Raw genomic sequence first — 26,984 nt, 5'->3', positions numbered from 1 at the left:
GGGCGACAGGCGATCTGGTAGGCATGGTCGGGTGACACGATCGAGAACCGCCGCCGTCCTGACCGTGGCCGCCGCGCTCCCGGCGCTGCTGACCGGCTGCTCCTCGGGTGGCGCCGCAAGGGCCGGTGGCGCGGCGGACGCCGGAGGCGGCTCGGCAGGTTTACGGGCAAGCGCCCCGGCGGCGCCGGCCGGGACCGGGACCGGCACGCCGGGCACTCCGGTGCGGGCGACCGGGCCGGCGACCAGGGACGCGTCCGAGGGGGCCGGACGTCCGCTCCGGTCCCCCGCGAGGCCCGTACGGGTGCCGGCCGGGGTCACGGCGGGCTACTCGGTGGTGGACCTGACCACCGGTAAGACCGTCGCCCAGCACCTGGCGCACCACCGGTTCCGGTCGGCGTCGGTGGTGAAGATCCTCATCGCGACCGACTACCTGGAGCGGCACCGGGGCGCGATCCCCGCCCGGGACAGGGCGCTGCTCACCCCCATGCTCCGCGGCAGCGACGACGACGCGGCCACGGCCCTGTGGCGGCGCGGGGGCCAGGGTGAGATCGTCCGGCGGATGGCGCGCCGGATCGGCCTGTCCGAAACCTCCCCGCCGCCCGCGGCGAAACCCGGCTTCTGGGGCTACACCGCCATCAGCGCGGCCGACATCGCTCTCGTCTACCGGTATCTGCTGAAGCGGGCCGAACCCCGCGTCCGCGACTTCGTCCTGGGCAACCTGCGCCAGGCGTGGCGGTGCGCGAGCGACGGCTTCGACCAGCGTTTCGGCATTCCCCGCGCCGTTCCCCGGCCCTGGGCGATCAAGCAGGGATGGTCCGGCTTCGGCTCCGTGCCCCCGGTCCGGTGCGCCCGCGCGAAGGCCGTGTCGTACCGTATCGGGCCGGTCACGATGGGCCGCGAACCGGTTGATTTCGGCCGTCCGGTGCTCCACACTACAGGCGTGATCAGCGACCGGCTGATCATGGTCGTGCTCACCCTGCAGCCCTCGGGGGCGTCCTTCACGAAGTCGGCCGAACGGGTGACGAAGCTGGCGAGAGACCTCTATCTCAGCGTCACCTAGCGGCCCGCTTTCGTGCGGATGTGTTCTGTTTCAGAGGCGGGGGCGGCGGGCAGCGATCACGCGTGCTCTCCCTCCTCTCTGAAAGCTGGTCGCCGATGGGTTTCCCGTGGGGATTGCTCGGCCGGGACATGGCGGTCGACCTCGGTACCGCCAACACGCTGGTGTACGTCCGCAAGAAGGGCGTCGTCCTGGACGAGCCCTCGGTCGTGGCGATCAACCTGCACAGCGACCGGATCGTGGCCGTCGGGACCGCGGCGAAGGAGATGATCGGGCGGACCCCGCCCCACATCGCGACTCTGCGGCCGCTGAAGGACGGCGTGATCGCCGACCTCGACGCCGCCGAGCGCATGCTGCGGCACTTCATCCAGCTCGCGCACCGGAACCGCTACCTGGCCAAGCCCCGCGTGGTCGTCGCCGTGCCGAGCGGCACCACCAGCGTCGAGCAGCGCGCGGTGCGCGAGGCGGCGTACGAGGCGGGCGCCCGGCGCGTCCACATCATCGAGGAGCCCATGGCCGCGGCGATCGGCGCGGGCCTCAACGTGGGCGACACGACCGGCAACATGGTCGTGGACATCGGCGGCGGGACCACCGAGGTCGCGATCGTCTCGCTCGGCGGGGTGGTCGTGTCGAAGTCGGTGCGGGTCGGCGGCGACGAGCTCGACGAGGCGATCGTCAACTACGTCAAGAAGGAACACTCCCTGCTGCTCGGCGAGCGCACGGCCGAGCACATCAAGATCACCATGGGCAGCGCCCGGCCGGGCGGCGACGACACGACGACGCGGCCGATCCGGGGCCGCGACCTGGTCACCGGCCTGCCCAAGACGGCGACGATCACCAGGGGCCAGGTCCGGGAGGCCATCGAGGACCAGGTCCAGACGATCGTCGACGCCGTCCAGACCACACTGGACCAGTGCCCGGCCGAACTCGCGGGCGACCTGCTCGACAACGGGATCGTGCTGACCGGCGGCGGGGCGCTGCTCGAAGGCCTCGCCGGGAGGCTCGAAGAGGCGGTCGGCATGCCGATCCACCTCGTCGAGCAGCCGCTCCAGTCGGTTGTGCTGGGCGCGGGCCGCTGCACCGAGCGGTTCGACGAGATGCAGGACGTGTTCCTCCCCGAAACCCGCAGATGAGGATGCCAGGTCACCCAGGCCGCCCGGCTCGTCCGGGCCGCCCGGGTCGCCGGGTGCCCGTGCTGCTGGCGCTCGCCGCCGCCGCGCTGATCGCGGCCGACACGGTGACCCCTCTGGATCCGCTGCGGGCGTTCGGGTCGGCGGTCTACGGCGGACTGGAGGACGCGGCGTCCGCCGGCGTCCGCTGGGCGTCGGGCGCGGGCCGCCTGGAGGACCTCGAACGGGAGAACGCCCGGCTGCGCGCCGAACTGCTCGCCGTTCGCCGGGCCACCCCGTCCCCGGCCGAGGGGAACGGCTACCAGGTCGTCTCGGCCCACGCCGTCGGCTTCGGCCGGGACGGCACCGTCACCATCGACGCCGGCTCCGGCGCCGGGGTGGCCCCCGACATGACGGTCTTCGACGGCGACGGGCTGGTCGGCAGGGTCCTGCGCACCGGCCCGGGAACGGCGACCGTGCAACTCGCCACCGCCTCCGGCGCGTCCGTCGGCGCCCGCCTGGAGGGCTCGCGGGAGGTCGGCCTGGTGACCGGCGTGCCCGAGCACGGCCTGCTGCGGCTTGGCCTGCTCAACCCCTCGGCCGACGTGAAGCCGGGCGACCGGGTGGTGACGCTGGGGTCACGCGACCTGCGGCCGTTCGTGCCCGACGTGCCGATCGGCACCGTGATCACGGTCGAGCCGGCGCCGGACGCGCTGACCAGGACCGCGCTCGTGCGCCCCTTCGCGCGCTTCACCGCGCTGGAGAACGTCACGGTGGTCCTCGGGCCGCTGCCGGACACCGGGCCGGACAAGCAGGCCGTCACGGACACGGCGGCGGAGGCTTCCGCGGCCCGGCCGGAGCCCGAGAAGAAGCCTGAGAAGGCCAAGAAGTCCAAGAAGAAGAGAGCGAAGAAGAAGGACTCGTCCGGGCATGCGGAGGGGGCGTGATGAGGGCGGTCATCCTGTCGGTGCTCCTCGTCCTCGCCGCGCCGGTGCTCCAGGTCACCGTGGTCAACGGGTGGTCGCTCCCCGGGGGAGTGCCCGACATCGTGCTGATCTGCGTGATCGCGCTCGCGCCGGCGCTGTGGTCATACACGGGGTCACGCACGGGGACGGGAGCGGGGGCGGGAGCGCTCCTGGGGTTCGCCGCGGGCCTGGCCGCCGACGTCGCCCCGCCCGCCGACCACACCATCGGACGGCTCGCGCTGGTGCTGTGCCTGGCCGGCTGGGTGTCCACGCGGATCCCCGCCGACGACGGGGCCGGGCGCCGTGTCGCGGGCGCCGCCGTCGTGGCCCTCTGCGCGTCGTTCGCCGGGGGCGTGCTCGCGGCCCTGCTGGACGGGACGCCCTGGGCGGCCGCGCTCGCCCCCGGCGCGATCGCCTGGACCACGGGCGGCGCGGCCCTCGTGACGGCCGGGCTCGCCCTCCTCCCCCGCCGCCGGTCCTTCGGCCGGGTGCCGGCCTCGCGCCCCCTGTACGCGCGCGGGGGACGGCGTGCGTAGCGGCGCCCGCGCCGACATCCGGGGCGGCATGCGGGGAAACGCCAACCGGGGGCGCCTCACGGTGGTTTTCGTCGTGGTCACCACGCTCATGCTGACCCTGCTCGGCCGTCTGTGGTATCTGCAGGTCGTCACCGGCTCGTCGTACTCCAGGGCCGCGACGGAGTCGCGGGTGCGCTCGGTGGTCCTGCCGCCCGTGCGGGGGCAGATCCTCGACGTGCGCGGCCGGCCACTGGTGGCCAACGAGACCCGGCCGCAGGTGTCGGTGGACTACATGGCCCTCCTCCACCAGCCCGACGGCGGGACGGACGTGCTGACCCGGCTGGCGCGGGCCCTGGGCCGGCCGTACCAGGAACTCGCCGACCGGGCCCGGCTGTGCGGGAGGGACGTGCCGCGGCCGTGCTGGCCCGGCTCGCCGTACCAGCCGATCGTCGTCGCCGACGACGTCAGCGTGCGCACGGCGCTGTGGATCGCGGAGCGGCAGAACGAGTTCCCCGGCGTCAGCACGGCGCTGCGGCCGGTGCGGACCTATCCGCTCGGCCCGGCCGCGGCGCACGTCCTCGGTTACCTGCAGCCGCCCTCCCCCGACGACCCCGAAGGGGGCCCCGAGCTGATCGGCCGCGACGGCCTCGAAGCGCGGTACGACCGCGACCTGGCCGGCCGGACCGGGATCAGGGAGGTGGCGGTGGACAGCACCGGCAAGGTCACCGGCCTGATCCGTGAGGAGGCCGCCGTACCCGGCGAGACGCTGGTGACCAGCATCGACGCGCGCATCCAGGACGTGGCCGAACGGGCGCTGGCCCGGGCGGTGGCCGGCGCGCGCGGGCGCGGCGAGCCCGCCGACAGCGGCGCGGCGGTCGTGCTGGAGGCGAAGACCGGGCGGGTGACGGCGATCGCCGACTACCCCAGCTACGACCCCGTCGTGTGGACCGGCGGCATCTCCCAGCGCGCCTACGAGGACCTGCCGCTGATCAGCGCCGCCGTGCAGGGGCAGTGGGCCCCGGGGTCGACGTGGAAGGTCACCTCGACGGCCGCGGCGGCGAAGGCGGGCTACGGGCTGCGGGACTCCTACGACTGCCCGGGCGGCTACAAGATCGGCGGCCGGGTGTTCCACAACTTCGAGAGCGCCGAGCTCGGCCGCATGGACATGCGGCGGGCCCTGGTGGTCTCCTGTGACACGATCTTCTACCGCTTCGCGGAGCGGATGTGGAAGCGCGACGGCGGCCTCACGCCCGTGAAGCGGCCCAAAGACCCGATGCAGGAGATGGCGAAGGAGTTCGGGTTCGGCGCGCCCACCGGGATCGACCTGCCGCACGAGGCGGCCGGGAGGGTGCCCGACCGGGCCTGGAAGAAGGCCAACTGGGAGCGGACCCGGGCCGACGCCTGCCGCCGCGCCAAGAGCGGCTATCCGGACGAGTCCGACCGGAAGCGGGCGGCCTACCTCAAGGCGCTCGCGGCCGACAACTGCCGTTCCGGCGGGGTCTGGTGGGCCGGTGACGCGGCCAACTTCTCCATCGGCCAGGGCGACGTGCTGGTGACGCCGCTCCAGCTCGCCCGGGGCTACGCCGCGCTCGCCAACGGCGGCACGGTCTTCAGCCCGAGGATCGGCAAGCGGATCGAGCGTCCCGACGGCACGGTGGTCCGCACCATCGTCCCGCCGGTCGTGGGCAAGATCGACGCCTCCCGCAAGACGCTGCGCTTCATCCGCGACGCGCTGGCCGGCGTGCCGCGCGAGGGGACCGCCGCCGGCGCGTTCGCGGGGTTCCCGCTCAAGCGCTTCCCGGTGGCCGGCAAGACCGGCACCGCCGAGGCGTACGGCAGGCAGGACACCTCGTGGTTCGCCTCCTTCGCCCCCGCGAAGGACCCCAAGTACGTCGTGGTCGTCGTGGTGTCGCAGGGCGGCACGGGCGGGACCACGGCGGCCCCCGCGGCCAGGGAGATCTGGGAGGGCATCGACGCGCTCACCCACCACAAGAAGCACCCCAAGAAGGACAAGAAGCACAAGAAGGGTGGTGGGCGATGACGACGCTGGGGCCCCTGTCCGTACGGCTGCCATCGGCCCGCGCCACCCGCCGGCGGGCCTCGGCGGGCGTCTCCCTTCCCGCCCTGGGGCTGGTGCTGCCCGCCGTCGCCCTGTCGGCGATCGGGCTGCTGCTGGTGTGGTCGGCCACCCGCGGCCGGCCGGGCTCCACCCTGCCGGAACGGCAGGCCGTCAGCGTGGGCATCGGCCTGGTGCTGATGTGGGCCGTCTCCCGGATCGACCTGCGGCTGCTGCGGGCCTACGTGCCGCTGTTCTACCTGCTCGGGCTCGCCGGGCTGGTCGCCGTGCTGACCCCGCTCGGGCGCACGATCAACGGCTCGCACGCCTGGATCGTTCTCGGGGGCGGCCTGCAGTTCCAGCCGTCGGAGTTCGCCAAGGCGGCCACGCTGCTCGCGCTCGCGACGATCCTCGGCGAACTGCGCGACGGGGAGCGCCGGCCGGGCGCGGGGGCGGTGCTGCTCGCGCTGGGGGTGGCCGCGGTGCCGGTCGGCCTGATCGCGCTGCAGCCCGACCACGGCACCGCCCTGGTCTTCCTGGTCCTCACCTTCGGGATGATCGCCGTCTCCGGCGCGCCCAAGAGGTGGTTCGCGGCGTTCGCCGCGGCCGGGGCCGCCGGGGTGCTGCTCGTGTGGCGGCTCGACCTCATCCGGCCCTACCAGCTCCAGCGGCTGATGGTGCTGGCCGACCCCGACGCCGATCCGATGGGCATGGGCTACAACGCCACGCAGTCGAGGATCGCGATCGGCTCGGGCGGGCTGCTCGGCAAGGGCCTGTTCCACGGCGAGCAGACGGCCGGCCACTTCGTGCCCGAGCAGCACACCGACTTCATCTTCACCGTCGCCGGCGAGGAGCTCGGCTTCGTCGGCGGCGCCTGCGTGATCCTGCTGATGCTCGCCCTGCTGTGGCGGGGTCTGTGGATCGCGGCCCGGAGCCCCTCGCCGTTCGGCACGGTCCTGGCCGGAGGGGTGGTGTGCTGGCTGGCGTTCCAGACGTTCGTCAACGTGGGGATGACGATGGGCCTGCTGCCCGTCGCCGGGCTGCCGCTGCCGTTCGTCTCGTACGGCGGGTCGGCCACGATCTCCAGCCTCGCGGCCGTGGGGCTGCTCGCCGCCGTCAACCGCCGCACCCGCACTCCCCGCATAGGGCAATCTAGGAGGGGTGCGTAGCAAGCTCGGCGGACGGGTGGCCCAGGCGGCGGAGATCGCCCTGGCCACCCGCAGATACGTGACCCCCATCGACGTCCTCACCGGCCTGCGCTGGCTGCACGACCGCCACGTGCAGACCTGGCGGCAGGGCCGCGTGGAGAGCCTCGAACGGCTGGCCGCCGTGGACGCGGACCGGATGGAGGAGGCCCTGTCGCATCTGCGGGAGTGGGCCCGGTCGCGGAACCTGCTGGAGAGCGAGGCGGCGTACACGGCCGGGACCCGCGACCGGCGGCCCCTGCGCTTCACCGCCGCGGGCGGCGAGGAGACGGAGCGCGCCTTCCGCGTCCACTGGCTGTCGCCCGACCTGAGCGAGGCCCGGCGGCGGCAGATCGAGGAACGGCAGGGCCGGGCCCCCGACCTCGTGGCCGTCGCGCCGCTGGAGGCCTGGACCTGCGCCGGCTGCGGCGAGAGCGGGCCGTACCTGATCATGGAGGACGATGCGCCGCACTGCCTGACGTGCGCGGACATGGACCACCTGTGCCTGCTGCCCGCGGGCAACGCGGCGCTGAGCCGCCGCGCCAAGAAGGAGAGCGGGCTGTCGGCCGTCGTGGTCCGCTTCAACCGGCGGCGCAAGAGGTACGAGCGGCTCGGCGTCCTCGTGGAGGAGGAGGCGCTGGCGCGGGCCGAGGAGCAGTGCCTGGCCGACGAGGAGGCGCGGCTGCGCCGCCGGGAGCGCGATCGCGAGCGGAGGGCCGACGAGGACGCCGGGTTCCGGGACCGGATGGCCGAGGAGATCCGCCGGCTCTTCCCCGGCTGTCCCGCCGGGCGGGCCGAGGCCATCGCCGGGCACGCCGCCGTACGCGGCAGCGGGCGGGTCGGCCGCACCGCCGCCGCCCGCGCCCTCGACGAGGGCGCCGTCACGCTCGCCGTGGTCGCGAGCGTGCGGCACCTGGACACCGACTACGACGTGCTGCTGATGTCGGGGGTGCCGCGGATGACCGCCCGGGAGCGGATCCGCCCCCGCGTCGACGAGGTGCTCGCCTCCTGGCGGGCCTGACGACTTCCGGGGACGTCTAGCGGACGCGGCCGACCATCTGGGCGTACATGCGCCCGGGGCTGGGCACCGACGACGGGTTGAGGAAGCCGGGCAGCGGGGGCAGGTCCACCGCGAACGGCTGCAGCCGCTCGAACAGCGTGTACGCGTCGGACGGGCGCCGGTCCGGGTCCTTCTCCAGCAGTTCGGCGATCAGGCGGTCCAGGGCGGCGGGGACGCCCGGCACGCGGGGCGGCCGCTCCTTCACCTGCTTGTCGAAGACGGCGTATTCCGTGGGCCCGGTGAACAGCTGGTTGCCCGTCAGCATCTCGTGCAGCACGCAGCCGAGGGAGTAGAGGTCGCTCTTCGGCCCGGCCACCCCGCGCTGGATCTGCTCGGGCGACATGTACGCCGGGGTGCCGAGGATCTGCCCGATCCGGGTGAACTGGGCCGTCACCCCCGCGCGGTCCGCCTCGCGGAGCATGGCGAGCCCGAAGTCGAGCAGTTTCACGCTGCCGTCCGGGCAGAGCATGAGGTTGGTCGGCTTGAGGTCCCGGTGGCAGATCGACAGCTTGTGCGCGGCGGTCAGCACGGCGCAGGCCTGGGCGGCGACGGCCGCCGCCCACGGCACCGGCAGCGGGCCGTGCTCGCTCAGCAGGTCGGCCACGGTCACGCCCTCGATGAACTGCATGACCTGGAAGAGGCGCTGCTCGTAGGTGCCGAAGTCGTACAGGACCGGCGCCCCCGGGTGGTCGAGCTTGGCCAGGATGCGCGCCTCGCGGATGAACCGGCGCTGCAGCTCCTCGTCGGGGCCGTCGGGCAGGCGCAGGAACTTCACCGCCACCTTGCGGTCGAGCCGCCGGTCGTGGCCGCCGTACACGGCGCCCATGCCGCCCTGGCCCAGGGGAAGGTCGTCCAGCTCATACCGGTCGCCGATGACCATGCGCCCCTCCCGTCGACCTTTCGGGGAAAAAGCTACACCGTTACCCGCGTGGGCGAAGACGTCCGCCGACCAGCCCTTCGACACCGAGGCGGGCGAGCGCCTCCCCGGCGGCCGCCACCTCGCGCAGGCCGTCCTCCAGCGCGAGCAGCCGCCGGAAGGCCGCGCCGTACGCCCGCTGGACGGTCAGGGGAAGCTGCGGGACGCGGGCCCGGCGGGCCTCCACCCGGCCGCTGCCCGGGTGCGGGCGGCCTCCGCCCGCCGCGTACCGCAGGAATCCCGCGAGGAATTCGGGGTCCACCTTGCCGGGATCGACCCGGAACAGGCTGAGATGCGGGCCGAGCACCGCCCCGTCCGCCGTGACCACCCGGGCGGTGACCGCCGACGCGACGACGTCCCCGGGCCGCACGGCGACCAGGCCGGGGGCGGGGGGAATCCGCCGCGCCGGCGCGGAGCCCGTCGTTCCCGCCGCCCCGGCCGCCAGGTCGTCGGCCGTCAGCACGGGCACGCCGTCCTCACCGTCCTCGCCGCCCTCGGGGACCTCGGGGGTCTCGCCGTCCGGGAGGGCTCTCAGCGGCGAATGCCGGATGACGACCAGGCCGGCCCTGGCCATCTCGGCCACGGTCGACCAGGAGACGTCCCAGCCCGCCCCACCTCCGGTGAGCACCTCCAGGTCCGGCAGGCCGTCGGCCAGGGCCGCCGACACCTCCCGGAACCGCTCGCGCGCGGCGGGGAAGCCCCGGGTGTCGACGCGCGGAGACAGATGCCGCGCCGGGCTCACGTCCACCTCGTCGTCGAGGATGTCGATGATCCGGACGACGCGCCCGCCACGCGGCGGTTCGGCCTCGGCGAGGTAGGCCTGCCAGCACCGCTCGACGGACTCGGGGTCGTCGCCCGCGTCGCCCACGACGATCGTGGCGGGCCCCCGCTCGCCCGGCTCGGGCCTGCGCAGCAGCCACAGGTCGGGCCCTCCGGCGGCCAGCGTGAAGACGGCGCGCAGCGCGCCCGCCCGCAGCAGGTTCGCGCGGATCCGCCGGCCCGGGCGGCGGCTCGCCGCGGCGGCCGGCATCAGGATCGCCACCAGCCCGCCGGGCCGCACGTGGGCGAGGCAGTGCTGCACCCAGGCGAGCTCCGACTCGCCCCGCGGCGGCATGCCGTGCTGCCAGCGGGGGTCGCCGACGAGGTCCTCGTGTCCCCAGGCCCGCTCGTTGAACGGCGGGTCGCACACGACCGCGTCGACCGGCCGCTCCGGCGGGAAGGCGTCGCCTCGCAGCGCGTCCCCGGGCACGATCCGGGCGTCCCGCCCGCGCAGCAGCAGCCGCAGCGCGGCGAGGGCCGCCGCCGTCTCGTTGGCGTCCTGGCCGAGGAACCGCACGCTGTACGCCGGCCTGTCCGCCACCCTCTCCGCCGGCCTGGCCGGGTCGGCCATGACCTCGGCGGCGCCGAGCAGGAGCGTTCCCATGCCACAGGCGGGATCGAGCACGGTCCGCGCCTCCGCGCAGGCCAGCCGGGTCATGAGGGCGGCCACGTCGGGCCGGGTCAGCGCGAGCCTGCGGCTGTGCGCCTCGGCGTAGCGCTCGCACAGGAACTCGAACGTCGCGGCCGCGCCGTGCCGCTCGGCCATGGCCGCGACCAGGCGGAGCAGCCCGGGCTCGACGCTCGACGGGTCCCCCGGGAACAGGTCGCCGGTCGCCTCGGCCACGACACGCGGGAGCCGTACGGCGAGGTCGGCGGACTTCGCGAGCCGCTTCCAGCCGCCGGGGTCGCGCTGGACGTAGAGCAGGAAGGCGCCCGCCTCCCGGATCACCTCGCCCAGCCGCAGGTCGTCGGCCGAGGCTCGCAGCCGCTGCCAGACGCGGTCGCCCTGGGAGACCTCGAACGACTTGCCGTTCCGGCGCAGCCACGCCTCGACCTCGGGCAGCGAGAAAAGCGGGCTGGAGGCGGTTCCGCCGACGGGCTGGGGGAAGTCGTCGTACCGGCGGCGCCAGTTGCTGACCGCCGCCCTGCCGACGTCGGCCAGCCGGGCGATGTCACCCGCGTTCACGGTCGCTTCGACGCCGGCGTCCACCGGGGCCTCGTGATCCATGAACACGAGGGTAGCACCATGCTTGTGAAGTGACTCAACCAATGGTTTACTCAAAACCATGACGCACAGCCGCATTCGGTATGCCGCGGGGTCGGACGTGGGACGCTCGCGTGCCAACAACGAGGACTCGGTGCACGCGGGCGAGCGCCTGCTCGCCATCGCCGACGGAATGGGCGGTCACGGACACGGCGAGGTCGCCAGCGCCGCCGTCATCTCCGAACTGGCCCGCCTGGAGGACGATCCCGCTCCCGCCGACCCGGTCGCCGCCCTGGCCGACGCCGTACGCGAGGCCGGGCAGCGCCTGGGCGACCTCGCCGCGCAGGACCCTGCCCTCGAGCGCATGGGCACGACCGTCACGGCCATGCTGTGGGACGGCGAGGGCAGGTTCGCCCTGGCCCACGTCGGCGACTCCCGGGCGTACATGCTGCGGGACGGCGCCCTCTACCAGATCACACGGGACCACACCCTGGTGCAGTCGCTGGTGGACGACGGGCGGATGAGCCCCGACCAGGCGGCCCGTCACCCGCGGCGGTCCCTGCTGCTGCGGGCGCTGGAGACGAGCGGCCTGGCCGAGCCCGACCTGTCGCTGCGGGAGGCGTACCCGGGCGACCGTTACCTGCTGTGCTCCGACGGCCTGACCGCCGTCCTCGAAGCGGAGGCGCTGCACACCGTCCTCAGCACGGTCGCCGACCCCCGGGAGGCGGTCGCCCGGCTGATCGAACTGGCCAACGAGGGCGGCGGCCCGGACAACATCTCCTGCGTGGTCGCCGACGTCGAGCCCGCCGAGGCCTGACCGCTCGTACCCGAGAGGCGGCGGATGCCGCGGCTGTGCGTCAGACGGTCCAGCCGCCGTCGACGTCGATCGTCGCGCCGGTGACGTATCGGCCGCCGTCGCCCGCCAGGTACGCGACCGCCTCCGCGATCTCCGCCGGCGCCGCGTAGCGGCCGAGGGCCGTGAGCCCCCGGATCGTGTCCGCCATCGGGCCGTCGGCCGGGTTGAGCGCGGTGTCGGTCGGGCCGGGGTTGACGAGGTTGACGGTGATGCCCCGCGGCCCGAGGTCCCGGGCGAGGCCCCTGGTCATCCCGATCAGCGCCGTCTTGCTCAGCGCGTACAGGGCGAACCCGGGGAAGGGCGTCCGTCCGGCGACGTTGCTCCCGATGCTGACGACACGGCCGCCTTCGGTCATGTGACCCGCCGCGGCCCGGGCGGCCAGGAACGGCCCCCGCACGTTGACCGCGAGCGCACGGTCGACCTCATCCGGCCCGAGATCCTCGATCGGCGCGACGGGGAAGACCGCCGCGTTGTTGACGAGGATGTCGAGCCTGCCGAACGCGGCGGCGGCCTCGTCCACGGCCGCGCTCACCGCCGCCGCGTCGCCGCTGTCGGCCCTGATGGCCAGCGCCCGCCGGCCCATCTCCCTGACCTTCCCGGCGATCTCCGCCGCGCTGTCCGCGTCGCTCTCGTAGGTCAGCGCCACGTCGGCCCCGCGCTCGGCCAGCTTCAGCACGACCGCCGCGCCGATGCCGCGTCCGCCCCCGGTGACCAGGGCCGCCCTGCCGTGCATGTCCTTTGTTTCGTCCATGTCGTTCATGGCGTCGAGCGTGCCGGAAGGGCGCCGGACGGGTCCGGCGGCGATCGGACCTGTCATTCGGTCCTGTCATTCGGTCCTGTCGTTCGGCGCGTCAGGCGCCGCGGGCGCGGAAGGCGGCGGTCTTGACGCGGTTCTGGCAGGCGGTCGAGCAGAAGCGGCGGGTGCCGTTGCGGGAGGTGTCCACGTACACCCGGTCGCAGTGCGGCGCGGTGCACACCCCCAGCCGGTCGTGCAGGTCGCTGCCCAGCACGACGGCGAGGCCCGTCGCGCAGCCGGCCGCGTAGTTGCCCGCGAGCGTCCCGCCCGCGCCGTGGAAGTGCAGGTGCCAGGGCTCGCCGTCGTGCCGGTCGAGGTGCGGCCGGGCGTCGGTCTCGGCCAGCAGGCGGTTCACCGTGCGCGCCGCCGTGTCGACGTCCCCGCGTGACACCGCCTCGAACACGCCGCGCAGCGCCCGCGCCGTCTCCGCCAGCTCGCCGGCCTCCGCCTCGCCGATCGCGACGGCTCCGCCGCGGCCCGCGTCGATGATCTCGGCGACGACCTCGGCGCGCGCCCCGTCCGCGGGCGGCTCGTACGGACGCCCCCGCGCCTCGCCTGCCGTCAACGCGTTCACCAGGCCGACGGCGATGACCACCACGGCGTCGGTGTGACTGTTGAAGTTCACGGTTACGCCTTCACATTCCAGTACCGCATTCCGGTACGTGACTGGCGAAATCCTACATGGCAGTTACAGGCAGCCCAACATGACGGACGACTTGTCCGTGCGCAAAATTTCGCTGAAAATTCGAAACATATCGGCGTCCAGCTCGCCCAGTGGAAGGACGTACCACGGTGAAACGTCCCAGTGTGCTCGTCGCCTGCGTGGTCGCGGTGTTCTCCTTGGGTGTCGCGGCGCCGGGGACGACCGGCGCTAACGCCGCCGGCCCGTCCCCCGGCGCGAGCGCCGGCTCGGCTCCACCCGGCACCACCCTGGGCACGGCGGCGGCCCGCAGCGGGCGCTACTTCGGCACCGCGATCAGTGCGAGCAAGCTCGGCGATCCGGCGTACACCACGATCGCCGGCCGCGAGTTCGACATGGTGACACCCGAGAACGAGATGAAGCTCGACGCCACCGAGCCCCGGCAGGGCCAGTTCGTCTTCACCGCCGCCGACCGGATCTTCGACTGGGCCGTGCAGAACGGCAAGCGGGTCCGCGGCCACACCCTGGTCTGGCACGCCGCGCAGCCCTCGTGGTTGCAGAGCCTCACCGGCAGCGCGCTCCGCCAGGGGATGATCGACCACATCAACGGCGTGATGGCCCACTACAAGGGCAAGATCTACGCCTGGGACGTGGTCAATGAGGCCTTCTCCGACAGCACCGGCGGCCGGCGCGACTCCAACTTCCAGCGGACCGGCGACGACTGGATCGAGGTGGCCTTCCGGACCGCGCGGGCCGCCGACCCGGCCGCCAGGCTCTGCTACAACGACTACAACATCGAGAACTGGTCCTGGGCCAAGACGCAGGGCGTCTACACCATGGTCAAGGACTTCAAGCAGCGCGGTGTGCCGATCGACTGCGTCGGCTTCCAGGCCCACTTCAACAGCCTCACCCCCTACAGCGCCGACTTCCGCACGACGCTGCGGAACTTCGCCGCACTCGGCGTCGACGTGCAGATCACCGAGCTGGACATCCAGGGCGCTCCGGCCACGACGTACGCCGCCGTGACCGCCGACTGCCTCGCGGTGCCCCGCTGCGCCGGCATCACCGTGTGGGGCGTACGCGACCAGGACTCCTGGCGGTCCGGTGACACCCCGCTGCTGTTCAGCGGCAACGACAGGAAGCCCGCCTACGACGCGGTCCTCGACACCCTCAACGCCGCCGGAACCGACCCCTCACCGAGTCCCACGCCGCCCGCCGGGAGGTGCACCGCGACCCTCACGTCGGGTCCGAAGTGGTTCGACCGGTACGACCTCCAGGTCACCGTCACAGGTTCGGACGACTGGATCGTGACCATGACCCTGCCGTACCCGGAGAAGTTCATCGCGACCTGGAACGCCGGCGCCACCGTGAACTCCACCCGGAGTGTCATGACGGCCCGGCCCGACGGCCACGGCAACACCTGGGGCGTGTCGATCAGGCACAACGGAAACCGGACCTGGCCCACGGTCACCTGCCGGCCCGCCTGACCGGGCGCCGTGTTTGCGGCGCGTGACGGCGGGGAGACGGATCGCCATGACACCGGTCGTGCTCACGGTCAACGCCGGCTCCTCCAGCCTCCAGCTGCATCTGGTGCGGGAGGGCCGGGTGCTGCGCAGCGAGCACAGCGAGCAGAGCCCCGAACCCGCCGCCGCGGAGCGCACGCTGTCGGACTTCCTGTCCGGAGCGGACGCCGAGGTGAGCGCGGTCGGTCACCGGCTCGTCCACGGCGGGGAGGCCGTGCGCGCGCCCACGCTCGCCGGCGACGACGTGGTGGAGGCGGTGCGCGGCTACGCCGACCTCGCGCCGCTGCACGTGCCGCCCGCGCTCGCCCTGGTCGAGGCGGCCCGGCGGGTGCTGCCGTCCGTGCCCCACGTGCTCTGCCCCGACACCGCCTTCCACGCGGGGCTGCCCGACGCCGCCGCCACCTACGCGCTGCCCGCCGAGTGGCGGCGCCGCTGGGGCCTGCGCCGGTACGGCTTCCACGGCCTGTCGTACGCCTGGGCGACCCGGCGGGCGGCGGAGCTGCTCGGGCGCGAGAACCTGCGGCTTGTTGTCACGCATCTCGGCGGCGGGTGCTCGGTGTGCGCCGTACGGGCCGGGCGGAGCGTGGACACCTCCATGGGGTTCACGCCCCTGGAGGGGGTGCCGATGAGCAAGCGGTCGGGCAGCGTCGATCCCGGCATGCTCCTGTGGCTGCTGTCCGGGTCGCGGCTCGCCCTGGAGGAGCTGCGCGACGGGCTGGAGCACTCGTCCGGGCTGCTCGGGCTCTCCGGCGGCCTGTCCGGGGACACCCGCGACCTCGTCGCGTCGGGCGCTCCGGCCGCCGCGCTGGCGCTCGACGTGTTCGCCCACCGCGTGAGCCGCGAGATCGCCGCCTCGACCGCCGCCCTGGACCGGCTCGACGCGCTCGTGTTCACCGGCGAGATCGGCTGGGACCAGCCCGAGGTGCGCGAGGCGGTGTGCCGGAGGCTGTCGCCGCTCGGCGTGGCGCCTCCCGCCGTCGGCGGCGTGGACCGGGACGGCGTCGTCAGCCCGGAGGGCGCCCGGGTGCCGGTCCTCGTCGTACGGCCCCGCGAGGAGCTTCAGGTCGCCCGGGAGACCCTCGCCGCCCTCGGCCACCCCGCCTGACCGCGAGCGGTGGTGGAATCAGCCGAGCCGTAGAATCAGCCGACATGCGTATCTTCACCGTCGACTCCTTCACCGACCGGCCGTTCCGGGGCAACCCCGCCGCGGTGTGCCTCCTCGACGACGCCGTGCCCGACGAGTGGATGCAGGCGGTGGCCGCCGAGATGCGCCATTCGGAGACTGCCTTCGTCCTGCGGGAGGACGGCGGGCCGCACTCGCTGCGCTGGTTCACCCCGGCCGTCGAGGTCGCGCTGTGCGGGCACGCCACCCTGGCGGCCGCGCACGTCCTCTACTCCCTGGGCGAGTCCGGCAGGCTGGAGTTCGCCACGAAGAGCGGCGTGCTCGCCACCGAGCAGACCGGTGACGGCCTGATCGCGATGGACTTCCCCGCGAAGCCGGCCACGCCGGGGACGCCGCCGGACGGCCTCGTCGAGGCCCTCGGCGTCACACCCGTGTGGACCGGGCGCAGTGAGTTCGACCTCCTGGTCGAGGTCGGGTCCGTCGCGGAGGTGCGGGCCGTGAACCCGGACATGGAGCGGCTGATCGCGGTGGAGGCCCGCGGTGTCATCGTGACCGCCTCCGGTGAGGGCACCTCCGCCGACTACGTGTCACGGTTCTTCGCCCCGCGGGCGGGCGTGCCGGAGGACCCCGTCACCGGCTCGGCCCACTGCGTGCTCGCGCCGTACTGGTCGGCCCGGCTGGGCCGGGACGCGCTCGTCGGCGAGCAGGTGTCGGAGCGCGGCGGAACCGTGCGCACCACCCTGCGCACCGCCCCGCCCGCCGCCCCGGGCACGACCCCGCAGGGCGACCGCGCCGAACTCGCGGGTCACGCCGTGACCATCTGGTCGGGCGAGCTGGAGGTCTGACCTCCCCCGCCCGTCACACTGCGCCCGTCATGCCCTCACCGTACGCAGGGCCTCGGCCCACGCGACGACCTGGTCGAGCATGAGCCGCAGGACGTCCTCGTGCCGGGCGGCGGGCCGGAAGTCGGAGAAGTTCTCGAAGTCGTCGTGGATGGAGAGCGTGACCTGCGGGGCCACTCCGGCCACGGCGGCCGTGCCGAGAATCTGACGCAGGTGCTCGATGGCGCGCGCGCCGCCGTTCACGCCGTACCCGACGAACCCGGCGGCCTTGTTCTCCCATTCCGCGTACAGGAAGTCGATGGCGGTCTTGAGCACTCCCGTCGTCGAGCGGTTGTACTCCGGGGTCACGAAGACGAACGCGTCCAGCGCCGCGACCGCCTGCGACCACTTCTTGGTGTGGGCGTGCTGGTACTGCCGGGCCGCGGCGGGAATCGGCTCGTCCAGGTGCGGCAGCGCGTAGTCCTCGAGGTCGACCAGTTCGTACTCGGCGTCGCCGCGCTTGACGGCCAGGTCGTGGACCCAGTGGGCGACCGCCGCCCCGTTGCGGCCGGGGCGGGTGCTGCCGATGATGACACCGACTTTGATCATTGGATGGTCTCTTTCCCGGTAGGAGGGGACTCGGCGCCGGGGCCCGCGGCGTGACGACAACTCTAGGAAGCAGCCGGAAGAAGACCAATGCGTATGGGTACGGGATTTATACGCGAAAGTCTCGCACCCTAGACTTATCGTGTGGATCTCCTCAGTGACGTCGTCTCCATCATGCGTACGGGCCGGCCGCGCTCCGCCCTCGTCTCCTGGCGGGCCCCCTGGGGACAGCGCTTCCCGGAGGAGCCCGGCTCCGCGACCTTCCAGGTGGTCCTGCGCGGCTCCTGCTGGCTCCTTCCGCCCGAGGGTGAGCCCGTCGCGCTGAGCATGGGAGACGTGGTGTTCCTCCCTCAGGGCGGCGGGTACGGCCTGGCCGACGACCCGTCGGCTCTCCTGGCCGAGCCCGTCTGCGACCCGTTCCGGGACGGCGGTGCGACCAGTACGGCGACTCTCGGCGGCACCGGAGCCGAGACGGTCACGCTCTGCTGCGGGTACCGGCTCGCCCCGGCCAGGTCCCATCCCAGCCTGCGGTCACTGCCGAGCGTGATCCATCTGCCCGCCCGGCTCGGCCGACATCCCGAACTGCGGGCCGCGGTGGACCTGCTCGCCCAGGAGATCGAAACTCCCCGCCTCGGCACGGACACCGTGGTCTCGTCCCTGATCGACGTCCTTCATCTCTACATCCTGCGGGCCTGGTTCGAGGCCGAGGGAGCGCAGTGCTCCGACTCGGGCTGGGCCGCCGCCCTCACCGACCCGGCCGTCAGCGCCGCGCTCGACGCCCTCCATCGCGACCCCGCCCACCCCTGGACCGTCCAGTCACTCGGACAGCGCGCCGGCCTGTCCCGGGCCGCCTTCTCCCGCCGCTTCACCGATCTGATCGGCAAGCCACCCCTGGCCTATCTCACCTGGTGGCGACTGTCCATCGCGGCCCGCCTGCTGCAGGAGACCGACGCCTCTGTGGCGGAGGTGGCCAAGCTGGTCGGGTACGGCTCGGAGTTCGCGTTCGGAAACGCGTTCAAACGCGAGCACGGAATCTCCCCGGGCAGGTACCGCCGTCGTACGGACTGCGCTCCCGTTTCCTGAAAGCCGCCAAAGCCGCCCAAGCCGCCTGGCGTCACCGGGACGGTACGTCGAGGGCGGCCTCGACGCGCTCGACGGCGGAGATCGCCCCGAACGCCAGCAGCCGTACGAGGTCGGCGTCGGACCGGCCGCGACCGGTCTCCCGCCAGGCGGCGACGTCCGCGTCGGTCACCCGGTACGGCGCGAGGGCGGCGAGCAGCGCGAGCCGGGCGGCCGGGCGCCGCGCGGGAGCGACGTCCGCGAGCGGCCCGGACGGCCACCCGGACAGCGGAGGATGCCCGCCGTCCCAGACGGCGACGGCCTCCAGGACCGCCTCGACCGCCTCGTCGTCCAGCAGGGCGGCCCCTTCTCTCGCGCAGGCCAGCAGCGCGGCGAACGCCGCGCCCATCGGGGCGCCCGCCGCCCAGCCGGGCTCCCGGTACGCCGGCAGCCCGCGCAGCAGGGGCAGCGCCTCCCCGCGCGGCGGCTTCCGGCGCACCGCCCTGGACAGGGCTCCGCCGCCCAGGCGGCGTACGAGCCGGGACCGCTGCAGGCCGGCGGGCAGGAGGTCGGCGGTGAGCAGGGACGACACCATACGGTTGATGAAGTGGAACGCGAGCGCGGTGCCGATGTGTTCGGCGGCCTGCTCCTGAGGGCACGGCGGAGGGCACTGCGGCGTCCGCCCGCCACCGGTCACGCCGGTCGCCCAGTCGAACAGCCGCGCGTGCTCCGGATCCGGCGGCCGTTCCCCTCGCGCGATGCTCTCGGCCAGCCGGTGCTCACCGGTCGCGTGCAGCAGCACGGTGTGCGCGTCCACGCAGAACGGGCACTCGTTGGCCAGCGACACCCCGGCGGCGACGATCTCCTTGGCCGCCCTCGGCGCCTCGCCCACGAGCAGCGACTCGCGCAGCAACGCCCAGGTGGCGGCCAGCACGTCGGGCGCCGGCGACAGCGTCAGGAAGAGCGGCATCCGGGTCATGCCGAAGTCGCGGGCGATCTGGCGGTAGACCTCCGCCACCCTGCCGGTGGCCGCGTCCACGGGCACGGGTGTCACATAGCGGTACGGCGTCGGCATCTCGGCCTCCCAGGAGTCGAACTGTCAGGCGCCGATCCTGCCGGTCACGGCCCTCCGGGTCGTCGTACGGCGGGAGAGTCCGCGAGCCGCTCCCCCGGAGAGCGAACGCGGCCCGGCGTACTCCGCCGGGAGTAGCGCCCGAAGGGTCCGCCGGGAGGAGGCGGACGAACCGGGCGCGGTTTACGCTTCGGGACATGGACCGTGATCTGCGGCCGTATGCCCAGGACGGGGTGGCGGCGGCCGTCCTGGCGGCGCTGCTCGTGGCCGGCACCCTAGTCCCCGGCGCCCCGAACAACCCGGCGCGGGTGGGGGTGATCGGCTATCTGCTCCTTGTGGGAGGGTGCGCCGCCGTGACCGGGCGGCGGGCCGCGCCGGTGGCGGCGATGGCCGTCGCCACGGCCTGCATGATCGGCTACGCCCTGGTGGTGTTTCCGGAGGCCGCCCCCACCTTGCCCGTCCTGATCACCGTCTACTCGGCGGCGAGCGCCGGGCGGCGCGTGTGGGCGCTGTCGGCGAGCGTGGTCTACCTCGGCGCCGCCCTGCTGAGGGAGCTGGCGGACCTCGGCGCGCGGACCCCGCGCGAGGTGCTGGACCAGATCGGTCTGCTGGTCGGCTGGTTCGTCGCCGCCAACGTGGCGGGAATCGTGTCGCGGCAGCGCCGGGCCTACCTGCGCCAGGCCGAGCAGCGGGCCGCCGAGGCGGAGCGCACGCGCGAGGAGGTCGCGCTGCGCCGGGCCGGCGAGGAGCGGCTGCGCATCGCGAGGGAGCTGCACGACTCGCTCACCCACAGCATCTCGATCATCAAGGTGCAGGCGGGCGTGGCCGTCCATCTGGCGCGCAAGCGGGGCGAGGAGGTGCCGGCCGCGCTGCTGGCGATCCAGGACGCGAGCGCGGACGCCATGCGGGAGCTGCGGGCCACGCTGGAGGTGCTGCGCGAGCCGGGCGAGGAGGACGGCGGCGCGCAGGACCGCGCCGGGCGGATCGGCGAGCTGGTCGAGCGGGCGCGGTCGGCGGGCGTGCCGGCCACGCTGGCGGTCACCGGCACGCCGCGCCCCCTGCCGCCGGAGGTGGACCTCGCCGCCTACCGGATCGTGCAGGAGGCGCTCACCAACGTCGCCCGGCACGCGGGACCCGCGTCGGCCTCCGTACACGTCGGTTACCAGCCGGACGCCCTCGTCGTACGCGTCGAGGACGACGGCCGGGGCGCGAACGGCCCCCCGGAGGCCGCGCATGAGCCGGGGGTGGGGCTCACCGGCATGCGCGAGCGGGTGTCCGCGCTCGGCGGGCGCATCCAGACCGGGCCGGGAGTGGAGGGCGGCTTCCGCGTCCACGCCGAGCTCCCCCTGCCCGTCCGGGAGGGAGCGGCGTGATCAGGGTGCTGCTCGTGGACGACCAGGCGCTCATCCGGGCGGGCTTCCGCGCGCTGCTCGACGCCGAGGACGGCGTGGAGGTGGTCGGCGAGGCGGGCGACGGCGCGCAGGGCCTGGCCCTGGCCGAGCGGCATGTGCCCGACATCGCCCTCGTCGACATCCAGATGCCCGTGATGGACGGCATCGAGACGACCCGGCGGATCGCCGCCGATCCCCGGCTGGCCGCCACCCGGGTGGTGATCCTCACGAACTACGGTCTCGACCGGTACGTCTTCGACGCGCTGCGGGCGGGCGCGAGCGGGTTCCTGCTCAAGGACACCGATCCGGTGGAGCTCCTCCAGGCCATCAGGGTCGCCGCGCGGGGCGACGCCCTGCTCTCCCCCGCCGTCACCCGGACGCTCATCAGCGAGTACGTCTCCCGCCCGCCGGAGGCGACGCCCGCGACCACCCTGGACGCGCTCACCAATCGGGAACGGGAGGTCGTCGCCCTGGTCGCCCGCGGCCTCACCAACGAGGAGATCGCCGCCCACATGGTGATCAGCCCCTTCACCGCCAAGACCCACGTGAGCAGGGCGATGACCAAGCTGGGCGCGCGCGACCGCGCCCAGCTCGTCGTCTTCGCCTACGAGTCCGGCCTGGTCTCGCCCCGGCGTCCCGCCTCCCCGCGGTGAAGCCGCTCGCGGAGGCGGGCGGCGGCCTCGGTCACGTTGGCGAGCGCGGCCTCGACCTGCTCGTGCGACCGGGTCTTGAGGCCGCAGTCGGGGTTGACCCACAGCCGGTCGGCGGGCACCGCCCGCAGGGCCTCCTCCAGCAGCCGCTCCACCTCGTCGGCGCCGGGCACGCGCGGCGAGTGGATGTCGTAGACCCCGGGGCCGAGCCCCCGGCCGAAGCCGCCCACCTCAGCCAGCACCCGGCCGCGTGAGCGGGCCGACTCGACGCTCGTCACGTCCGCGTCGAGGGCGTCGATCGCGGCGAGGATCTGGTCGGCGTCCGAATAGCACAGGTGCGTGTGGATCTGGGTGTGGTCGCCGGCGCCGGAGGTCGCCCGGCGGTAGGCCGCGACGGCCCACTCCAGGTAGGCGGCCTGCCCGTCCCGGCGCAGCGGCAGCAGTTCGCGCAGGGCCGGCTCGTCGACCTGGACGACCCCGATGCCCGCCTCCTCCAGGTCGCGCACCTCCTCGCGGACGGCGTCGGCGACCTGGAAGACCACGTCGCGCAGCGGCAGGTCGTCGCGGACGAACGACCACGCCACGATCGTGACCGGGCCGGTGAGCATGCCCTTGACCGGTCTGCTCGTCAGCGACTGCGCGTAGCGCGCCCAGCGGACGGTGATCGGCTCCGGCCGCCGCACGTCGCCGTGCAGGATGGGCGGCCGGGTGCAGCGCGAGCCGTACGACTGGACCCAGCCGTGCCGGGTGACGGCGAAGCCGTCGAGGTGCTCGGCGAAATACTGGACCATGTCGTTCCGCTCCGGCTCGCCGTGCACGAGGACGTCCAGCCCCAGCCGCTCCTGCACCGCGATGACGTGCTCGATCTCGGCGCGGACCAGGCTCTCGTACGCCTCCTCGCCGATCTCCCCGGCCGCCAGCGCCGCCCTGGCCCGGCGCAGCTCCCCCGTCTGCGGGAACGAGCCGATCGTGGTGACCGGGAGGAGCGGCAGCTTCAGGCGCTCCGCCTGCGCCGCCGCCCGTACGGAGTAGGGCGCCCGGCCCTCATGCGGTATCTCGGCTCCGGACGCGGAAGGCTGCGCCTGCGGCGCGGGGAGGCGGGGTGCGTCGGTCCCTGCGCCCTCGGCGAGCAGGGCCGCCAGCGCGACCACCTCGGCGACCTTCTGCTCGGCGAACGCCAGCCGGTCCCGCAGCGCGGGGTCGAGGCCGGTCTCCCGCTCCACGTCGTACGGCACGTGCAGGAGCGAGCAGGAGGTGCCGGCCACGACCCTCCCGGCCCGCTCCCGTACGGCGTGCAGCGTGGCGAGGGCCCGGTCCCGGTCGGTGCGCCACACGTCCCGGCCCGGCACGACGCCGGCGACGACCGTCTTCCCGGCCAGCAGGCCCACATCGTCGGTCGTGCCCCGGACGAGATCCAGGGCCACGGCCTCGACCGGCGTCCGCGCCAGCACGGGCAGCGCCTCGCCGAGGCTCCCGAAGTAGGTGGCGACCAGCAGCGCGGGCCGTTCCGCCAGCCCGCCGAGCCGGCCGTACGCCGCCTCGACGGCGGCGAGTTCGGCGGGGGTCCGGTCGGCGACCAGCGCGGGCTCGTCGAGCTGCACCCACCCGACGCCCTCCGCGGCCAGCGCGCCCAGCAGGCGTCCGTACACCTCGACCACGTCGTCCAGCCGGTCGAGCGGCGCGAAGCCGTCCGGGCTTCCCGGCGCGGCCTGCGACAACAGGAGGAACGTCACCGGTCCCACCAGCACCGGCCGCGTCTCCAGGCCCAGCGCGCGAGCCTCGCGAACCTCCGAGAGCGGCTTGGCGGCGTCGAGGGAGAAGACCGTGTCCGGCCCGATCTCGGGCACGATGTAGTGGTAGTTGGTGTCGAACCACTTGGTCATCCGCAGCGGCGGCAGCCCATCGGCGCCGCGGGCCATCGCGAAGTAGGCGGCCAGGTCGTCGTCGTTCCGGTAGCGCTCGGGCACCGCGCCCAGCAGCACGGCCGTGTCGAGGACGTGGTCGTAGTAGGAGAAGGTGTTCGACGGCAACCCGCCCAGGCCCAGCTCCGCCAGGCGCCGCCAGGTGTCCTCCCGCAGCCGCCGCGCGGTGCGCTCCAGGGCCGCGCGGTCCGAGCGGCCCTCCCAGAACGCCTCCAGCGCCCGCTTCAGCTCCCGATCGGGCCCGATCCTCGGATACCCCAGCACGGTGGACTCGGGAAAAGATGCTGGAAAGGACGACGTCATCACGGCTCCTCGCTCGTCGAACAGGACGCCCCGCATCCTCTCCCCGGCCGGTTCCGCCGCGACGGATCGATCAGCCCCGCTTATGGATCACCTCGGCGTCGTCCTGGCAGGCCGAGGGCATCGATAAGCCGTCGTGAACGACGTGCGCCGGATCGCACCGCACGGCGCGGCTCAGAGGGGGACGTCCATCCGCTGGGTGCCGATGACCGACAGCAGCCGCAGCGCCTCCTCGGACCGCGAGCCGGGGACGGCGGTGTAGATCACCACCTGCTGGTCGCGGTCGGCGACGTCGAGGGTGTCGCAGTTGACGGTGACCGGGCCGACCATCGGGTGCCGGAAGGTCTTGCACAGCGTGTGCGGGCCCTCCACCTCGTGGGAGGCCCACAGCCGCGCGAACTCCGGGCTTCCCGCGAGGAGCTCGTCCACCAGCCCGGTCACCTCCGGCGCGTCCGGGTAGCGGGCGGCGGCGGCACGCAGCCGCCGGGCGGCGTGGCGGGCGAACGCGTCGGAGTCGGAGACGCCGTACAGGCGGCGTCCCTCCGGGTGCGGCCCGAGGAACACGCGGCGCACCAGGTTGCGGTCACGCCGCGGCACAGCCGAGAAGTCCTCCATCAGAGCGGCCGCCAGGTCGTTCCAGGCAAGCACCTCGAGCGTCGCGGACGTGACGAACGCGGCGGACTGCGGCAGCCTCCGCACCAGATCGAGGATGCTCTGCCGCACCTCCCGCGGGGGCCCCGGCGGCGGGGCGACCGGCGAGCCGGCGAGGTGGTGGAGGTGGGCGCGCTCGGCGTCCGACAGGCGCAGGGCCCGGGCCAGCCCGGCCAGCACCTCACGGGACGGGCGCGGGCCGCGGGCCTGCTCCAGCCGGGTGTAGTACTCCGTCGAGATGAACGCCAGTTGCGCCGCCTCCTCACGGCGCAGGCCCGGGGTGCGTCGCCTGATCCCCGCGGGCAGTCCCACGTCGGCCGGGCTGATCCGCTCACGCCTGCTGCGCAGGAAGGCCGCCAGTTCTCGTCGGTCCATACCCCCAGTCTGCCCGGGGTGTGCGGACTGTCCAGGTATCGCCGGTACCTGGATGGGCCGCGCCCACCGGAGCAGGCTCGTCGCCATGGACAAGACATTCACGAACGCCACGCCCGGTGCGGGCCTGCTGGCCGGCAAGGTCGCCTTCGTCAGCGGCGGCGGACGCGGCATCGGGGCCGCGGCGGCGCGGCTGTTCGCCCGGGAGGGCGCCCGCGTGCTGCTCGCGGCCCGGACGGAGGCCCAGCTCAAGACGGTGACCGAGGAGATCCGGGCGGCGGGCGGCACCGCGGACCACGTGGTGTGCGACCTGGCCGACGCGGCCGGTGTGCGCGCCGCCGTGGGCCGCGCCGTGGACCTGTACGGCCGGCTCGACGTCGCCTTCAACAACGGGGCGACGGGCCAGGAGCCCGGCCCGATGGACCGGATGGCGGAGGCCGACTTCGACCACCTCTACGCCGTGAACCTCAAGGGCGTCTGGCTGGCCATGGTCGCCGAGGTGGAGGCGATCCGGGCCACGGCCGGCACGGGCGCCATCGTCAACAACTCGTCCGTCGGCAGCTGGGGAGGCAACCCCGAGCTGCCCGCCTACGGCGCGATGAAGCGGGCGGTCAACAGTCTCACCGAGTCGGCCGCCGTCACCTACGGCCCCGAGGGCATCCGGGTCAACGCGATCGCTCCCGGCAACACGCTCACCGAGATGATCCGCGAATGGGAGGCCAGATCCCCCGGACTCCAGGAGCGGCTCACCGCGATGACGCCGCTTCGCCGCGGAGCCGACCCGGCCGAGATCGCCGAGGCCGCCGCCTGGCTGCTGAGCGACCGCTCCTCCTTCGTGACCGGCGCCGTCCTGCGGGTCGACGGCGGCGCCCGGGTCTGAGCGGGAGCCTGAGTGGGGGGTCAGAGCGCGTCGTACGCGGCGGCCACCTTCTTCGGGACGACCATCCGCCACGCGTCGGTGACGAGCTCCCGCATCTCGGCCACGTCGATGGCCGCCAGCCGGACCCTGACCCACTGGTAACGCTCGTCCGAGGGCAGGGGCATGAGGAACTTCTCCGGCTCGGCGGCCACGAGGGCCGCCCGCTCCTCCTTGGGGAACCCGAAGCCCATCAGGGTCTCGTCCGGGGACACGGAGGCGTACACGATGCCCCTGACCCGGAACTTCACGTGATCGCGGACCAGTGCCTCCTCGGTGCGCGGCAGTGCCCGCGCGACCCGCCGTACGTCGTCGACCGTGACCATCGGACGCTCTCCTCCCGTTCCCGACGAACGGTAGCGGCGGCCACCGACATTCCGGCCGGCCTGTGGAAATCGTTCGAGGAGGCCGGCGGGGGCTGATCTGATTAGGGCATGGAACACCCTCGACTTCTTGAGCATCTCGCCAGGGACTTCTCCCTCCTGCGCGCGGCCGTAATGGCCGCCGAACCCACGGCGCCCGTGCCGACCTGTCCGAAGTGGTCGGTCGCCGACCTGACTCGGCACGTCGCCCAGGTCTACCTGCACAAGACCGAGTGCATCCGGCTGAACGCCTTTCCCGAGGCATGGCCGGAGGACATCCCGTCCGACCCACTGACCGCACTGGACAGGTACTACGAGCGGCTGACCTCGGCCTTCGCCGAGCACTCCCCCACCGATCCCGCGGCTACCTGGCACGAGCCCGACCAGACGGTCGGCTTCTGGATCCGCCGCATGGCCCTGGAGACCGTCACCCACCGCGTCGACGCCGAGCTCGCCGCGGGCGGGCCGGTCTCACCTGTCGCGAGCGACCTGGCTCTCGACGGCGTGGACGAGGTGCTGACCCTCTTCCTCGGCTATGGCAGCACCAGGTGGGACGACGACTTCGGCTCGCTGCTGGAGGCACCCGATCCGCGCACGCTCTCGGTCTCCACCGGCCACCACGCCTGGACAGTGCGGGCCGCTCCGGCCGGGGTGGAGGTCCGGGAGGCCGCGACCGGCCTCGACGGCGAGGCCCTGGTCAGCGGTGAGGCCGAGCCGCTGCTGCTGTGGTTGTGGAACCGCGGCGGCGACGGGGACGTGCACCTGTCCGGTGACCAGGCGCTGCTCGACCAGTTTCACGCCTTGCGCACCGCTGCCACACAGTGAACGGCCCGCACGGCCACCGGCGCCTTGTCGCGCACATGCCCCGCGACGCGTGTCGCGGGGCACGTGGTTCCCTCTCCGGTTCAGGACCGGGTCAGGTCTGGTTGAAGAGGGAGAGGGTGAGGGTGGAGTGGTATTCGCCGGCGGCGACGTCGACGGGGGTGCGCAGGGCGAGGTCGGCGTTGACCTTCGAGGTGCCGATCTCGGTGGCGGAGTC

25 protein-coding genes are annotated in these 26,984 nt (G+C 73.8%); 16 read left to right on the top strand and 9 right to left on the bottom strand.

Annotated elements, in window-relative coordinates; all coding sequences use genetic code 11:
* Positions 1-31: 31 nt before the first annotated feature.
* The 7 genes from F5972_RS35150 to F5972_RS35120 all read left to right on the top strand — a co-directional run bounded on the left by F5972_RS35150 (position 32) and on the right by F5972_RS35120 (position 7,907).
* Positions 32-1,060 carry a class A beta-lactamase-related serine hydrolase gene (locus tag F5972_RS35150; protein ID WP_225312183.1) on the top strand — a complete coding sequence of 343 codons (1,029 nt, stop codon included), beginning with the start codon at positions 32-34 and terminating at the stop codon, positions 1,058-1,060.
* A gap of 95 nt (positions 1,061-1,155) precedes the next feature.
* Positions 1,156-2,190, top strand: coding sequence for a rod shape-determining protein (gene mreB, locus F5972_RS35145; protein WP_225312182.1), 1,035 nt, complete (start codon positions 1,156-1,158; stop codon positions 2,188-2,190).
* Positions 2,191-2,243: 53 nt separating this feature from the next.
* On the top strand, positions 2,244-3,113 hold the full coding sequence (mreC, locus tag F5972_RS35140) for a rod shape-determining protein MreC (protein ID WP_191910472.1): 870 nt from the start codon (positions 2,244-2,246) through the stop codon (positions 3,111-3,113).
* Positions 3,113-3,667: a hypothetical protein gene (locus tag F5972_RS35135; RefSeq protein ID WP_150940201.1), complete on the top strand. Its 555-nt coding sequence runs from the start codon at positions 3,113-3,115 to the stop codon at positions 3,665-3,667. Before mreC ends, F5972_RS35135 begins: the two co-directional genes overlap by 1 nt.
* Positions 3,660-5,687 (top strand): penicillin-binding protein 2, encoded by a 2,028-nt coding sequence (gene mrdA / locus F5972_RS35130; RefSeq protein WP_225312181.1) that lies wholly within the window; start codon positions 3,660-3,662, stop codon positions 5,685-5,687. Before F5972_RS35135 ends, mrdA begins: the two co-directional genes overlap by 8 nt.
* Positions 5,684-6,871, top strand: coding sequence for a rod shape-determining protein RodA (rodA, locus tag F5972_RS35125; protein WP_150940199.1), 1,188 nt, complete (start codon positions 5,684-5,686; stop codon positions 6,869-6,871). The genes mrdA and rodA overlap by 4 nt, the downstream gene beginning before the upstream one ends.
* Positions 6,864-7,907, top strand: a complete 1,044-nt coding sequence (locus F5972_RS35120; protein WP_225312180.1) for a DUF2293 domain-containing protein — start codon at positions 6,864-6,866, stop codon at positions 7,905-7,907. Before rodA ends, F5972_RS35120 begins: the two co-directional genes overlap by 8 nt.
* A gap of 16 nt (positions 7,908-7,923) precedes the next feature.
* Here the strand turns inward: F5972_RS35120 and F5972_RS35115 are convergent, their stop codons facing one another.
* Positions 7,924-8,826 carry a serine/threonine-protein kinase gene (locus tag F5972_RS35115; RefSeq protein ID WP_150940197.1) on the bottom strand — a complete coding sequence of 301 codons (903 nt, stop codon included), beginning with the start codon at positions 8,824-8,826 and terminating at the stop codon, positions 7,924-7,926.
* Positions 8,827-8,866: 40 nt separating this feature from the next.
* Complete coding sequence (locus tag F5972_RS35110) at positions 8,867-10,909, bottom strand: N-6 DNA methylase (RefSeq protein ID WP_150940195.1); 2,043 nt, start codon at positions 10,907-10,909, stop codon at positions 8,867-8,869.
* Between the two features lie 97 nt (positions 10,910-11,006).
* Between F5972_RS35110 and F5972_RS35105 the strand changes: the two genes are divergently transcribed.
* Positions 11,007-11,702 carry a PP2C family protein-serine/threonine phosphatase gene (locus F5972_RS35105; protein ID WP_225312179.1) on the top strand — a complete coding sequence of 232 codons (696 nt, stop codon included), beginning with the start codon at positions 11,007-11,009 and terminating at the stop codon, positions 11,700-11,702.
* A gap of 40 nt (positions 11,703-11,742) precedes the next feature.
* Here F5972_RS35105 and F5972_RS35100 read toward each other — a convergent pair whose 3' ends face one another.
* Positions 11,743-12,492, bottom strand: a complete 750-nt coding sequence (locus tag F5972_RS35100; protein WP_150940284.1) for an SDR family NAD(P)-dependent oxidoreductase — start codon at positions 12,490-12,492, stop codon at positions 11,743-11,745.
* A 100-nt stretch (positions 12,493-12,592) separates the two neighbouring features.
* The gene (locus F5972_RS35095) at positions 12,593-13,162 is read right to left on the bottom strand and encodes a CGNR zinc finger domain-containing protein (protein ID WP_150940191.1); all 570 of its coding nucleotides are present in this window, start codon (positions 13,160-13,162) and stop codon (positions 12,593-12,595) included.
* Between the two features lie 167 nt (positions 13,163-13,329).
* Here F5972_RS35095 and F5972_RS35090 point away from each other — a divergent pair, with 167 nt between their 5' ends.
* Genes F5972_RS35090 through F5972_RS35080 form a run of 3 tightly spaced genes read left to right on the top strand, consistent with a single transcriptional unit; the run spans position 13,330 to position 16,668 of the window.
* Positions 13,330-14,664, top strand: coding sequence for an endo-1,4-beta-xylanase (locus tag F5972_RS35090; RefSeq protein ID WP_225312178.1), 1,335 nt, complete (start codon positions 13,330-13,332; stop codon positions 14,662-14,664).
* A gap of 46 nt (positions 14,665-14,710) precedes the next feature.
* Positions 14,711-15,805 (top strand): acetate/propionate family kinase, encoded by a 1,095-nt coding sequence (locus tag F5972_RS35085; RefSeq protein ID WP_150940189.1) that lies wholly within the window; start codon positions 14,711-14,713, stop codon positions 15,803-15,805.
* Positions 15,806-15,849: 44 nt separating this feature from the next.
* Positions 15,850-16,668, top strand: coding sequence for a PhzF family phenazine biosynthesis protein (locus tag F5972_RS35080; protein ID WP_150940186.1), 819 nt, complete (start codon positions 15,850-15,852; stop codon positions 16,666-16,668).
* Between the two features lie 27 nt (positions 16,669-16,695).
* Here the strand turns inward: F5972_RS35080 and F5972_RS35075 are convergent, their stop codons facing one another.
* Entirely contained in the window at positions 16,696-17,253 is a 558-nt protein-coding gene (locus F5972_RS35075) for an NADPH-dependent FMN reductase (RefSeq protein WP_150940184.1), read from the bottom strand.
* A gap of 141 nt (positions 17,254-17,394) precedes the next feature.
* Between F5972_RS35075 and F5972_RS35070 the strand changes: the two genes are divergently transcribed.
* The gene (locus F5972_RS35070) at positions 17,395-18,333 is read left to right on the top strand and encodes an AraC family transcriptional regulator (RefSeq protein WP_150940183.1); all 939 of its coding nucleotides are present in this window, start codon (positions 17,395-17,397) and stop codon (positions 18,331-18,333) included.
* 31 nt (positions 18,334-18,364) lie between these two features.
* On the opposite strand, the gene F5972_RS35065 is transcribed toward F5972_RS35070, so the two are convergent.
* Positions 18,365-19,384 carry a carboxymuconolactone decarboxylase family protein gene (locus F5972_RS35065; RefSeq protein WP_150940181.1) on the bottom strand — a complete coding sequence of 340 codons (1,020 nt, stop codon included), beginning with the start codon at positions 19,382-19,384 and terminating at the stop codon, positions 18,365-18,367.
* Between the two features lie 194 nt (positions 19,385-19,578).
* Here F5972_RS35065 and F5972_RS35060 point away from each other — a divergent pair, with 194 nt between their 5' ends.
* Positions 19,579-20,754: a sensor histidine kinase gene (locus F5972_RS35060; RefSeq protein WP_150940179.1), complete on the top strand. Its 1,176-nt coding sequence runs from the start codon at positions 19,579-19,581 to the stop codon at positions 20,752-20,754.
* The gene (locus F5972_RS35055) at positions 20,751-21,425 is read left to right on the top strand and encodes a response regulator (RefSeq protein ID WP_150940177.1); all 675 of its coding nucleotides are present in this window, start codon (positions 20,751-20,753) and stop codon (positions 21,423-21,425) included. Before F5972_RS35060 ends, F5972_RS35055 begins: the two co-directional genes overlap by 4 nt.
* Here the strand turns inward: F5972_RS35055 and metE are convergent.
* A complete protein-coding gene (gene metE, locus F5972_RS35050) occupies positions 21,377-23,647 on the bottom strand; it encodes a 5-methyltetrahydropteroyltriglutamate--homocysteine S-methyltransferase (RefSeq protein ID WP_150940175.1) in 2,271 nt (756 codons plus the stop codon). The genes F5972_RS35055 and metE overlap by 49 nt on opposite strands.
* A 171-nt stretch (positions 23,648-23,818) precedes the next feature.
* Positions 23,819-24,670, bottom strand: a complete 852-nt coding sequence (locus tag F5972_RS35045; protein WP_150940173.1) for a helix-turn-helix transcriptional regulator — start codon at positions 24,668-24,670, stop codon at positions 23,819-23,821.
* An 85-nt stretch (positions 24,671-24,755) separates the two neighbouring features.
* Between F5972_RS35045 and F5972_RS35040 the strand changes: the two genes are divergently transcribed.
* Entirely contained in the window at positions 24,756-25,547 is a 792-nt protein-coding gene (locus tag F5972_RS35040) for an SDR family NAD(P)-dependent oxidoreductase (protein WP_150940172.1), read from the top strand.
* Between the two features lie 20 nt (positions 25,548-25,567).
* Here F5972_RS35040 and F5972_RS35035 read toward each other — a convergent pair whose 3' ends face one another.
* Positions 25,568-25,909: an MmcQ/YjbR family DNA-binding protein gene (locus F5972_RS35035; RefSeq protein ID WP_150940170.1), complete on the bottom strand. Its 342-nt coding sequence runs from the start codon at positions 25,907-25,909 to the stop codon at positions 25,568-25,570.
* Between the two features lie 108 nt (positions 25,910-26,017).
* Here F5972_RS35035 and F5972_RS35030 point away from each other — a divergent pair, with 108 nt between their 5' ends.
* On the top strand, positions 26,018-26,770 hold the full coding sequence (locus F5972_RS35030; RefSeq protein WP_150940168.1) for a maleylpyruvate isomerase N-terminal domain-containing protein: 753 nt from the start codon (positions 26,018-26,020) through the stop codon (positions 26,768-26,770).
* Positions 26,771-26,984: the final 214 nt, after the last annotated feature.

The sequence above is a fragment of the Microbispora cellulosiformans genome, from assembly GCF_008728085.1.
GTDB lineage: Bacteria > Actinomycetota > Actinomycetes > Streptosporangiales > Streptosporangiaceae > Microbispora > Microbispora amethystogenes.
Note: the sequence above shows the minus strand (reverse complement) of the source record. Positions and strands in the feature narration are given on the sequence as shown.

Excerpts from the sequence above, each read along its gene's own strand:
- F5972_RS35100 (WP_150940284.1), bottom strand. The coding sequence starts at position 12,492 with ATGGACGAAACAAAGGACATGCACGGCAGGGCGGCCCTGGTCACCGGG.
- F5972_RS35110 (WP_150940195.1), bottom strand. The coding sequence starts at position 10,909 with ATGGATCACGAGGCCCCGGTGGACGCCGGCGTCGAAGCGACCGTGAAC.
- F5972_RS35045 (WP_150940173.1), bottom strand. The coding sequence starts at position 24,670 with ATGGACCGACGAGAACTGGCGGCCTTCCTGCGCAGCAGGCGTGAGCGG.
- mreB (WP_225312182.1), top strand. The coding sequence starts at position 1,156 with ATGGGTTTCCCGTGGGGATTGCTCGGCCGGGACATGGCGGTCGACCTC.
- F5972_RS35115 (WP_150940197.1), bottom strand. The coding sequence starts at position 8,826 with ATGGTCATCGGCGACCGGTATGAGCTGGACGACCTTCCCCTGGGCCAG.
- F5972_RS35080 (WP_150940186.1), top strand. The coding sequence starts at position 15,850 with ATGCGTATCTTCACCGTCGACTCCTTCACCGACCGGCCGTTCCGGGGC.
- F5972_RS35060 (WP_150940179.1), top strand. The coding sequence starts at position 19,579 with ATGGACCGTGATCTGCGGCCGTATGCCCAGGACGGGGTGGCGGCGGCC.
- metE (WP_150940175.1), bottom strand. The coding sequence starts at position 23,647 with ATGACGTCGTCCTTTCCAGCATCTTTTCCCGAGTCCACCGTGCTGGGG.
- F5972_RS35075 (WP_150940184.1), bottom strand. The coding sequence starts at position 17,253 with ATGATCAAAGTCGGTGTCATCATCGGCAGCACCCGCCCCGGCCGCAAC.
- F5972_RS35135 (WP_150940201.1), top strand. The coding sequence starts at position 3,113 with ATGAGGGCGGTCATCCTGTCGGTGCTCCTCGTCCTCGCCGCGCCGGTG.
- F5972_RS35085 (WP_150940189.1), top strand. The coding sequence starts at position 14,711 with ATGACACCGGTCGTGCTCACGGTCAACGCCGGCTCCTCCAGCCTCCAG.
- rodA (WP_150940199.1), top strand. The coding sequence starts at position 5,684 with ATGACGACGCTGGGGCCCCTGTCCGTACGGCTGCCATCGGCCCGCGCC.
- F5972_RS35030 (WP_150940168.1), top strand. The coding sequence starts at position 26,018 with ATGGAACACCCTCGACTTCTTGAGCATCTCGCCAGGGACTTCTCCCTC.
- F5972_RS35065 (WP_150940181.1), bottom strand. The coding sequence starts at position 19,384 with ATGCCGACGCCGTACCGCTATGTGACACCCGTGCCCGTGGACGCGGCC.
- F5972_RS35040 (WP_150940172.1), top strand. The coding sequence starts at position 24,756 with ATGGACAAGACATTCACGAACGCCACGCCCGGTGCGGGCCTGCTGGCC.
- F5972_RS35035 (WP_150940170.1), bottom strand. The coding sequence starts at position 25,909 with ATGGTCACGGTCGACGACGTACGGCGGGTCGCGCGGGCACTGCCGCGC.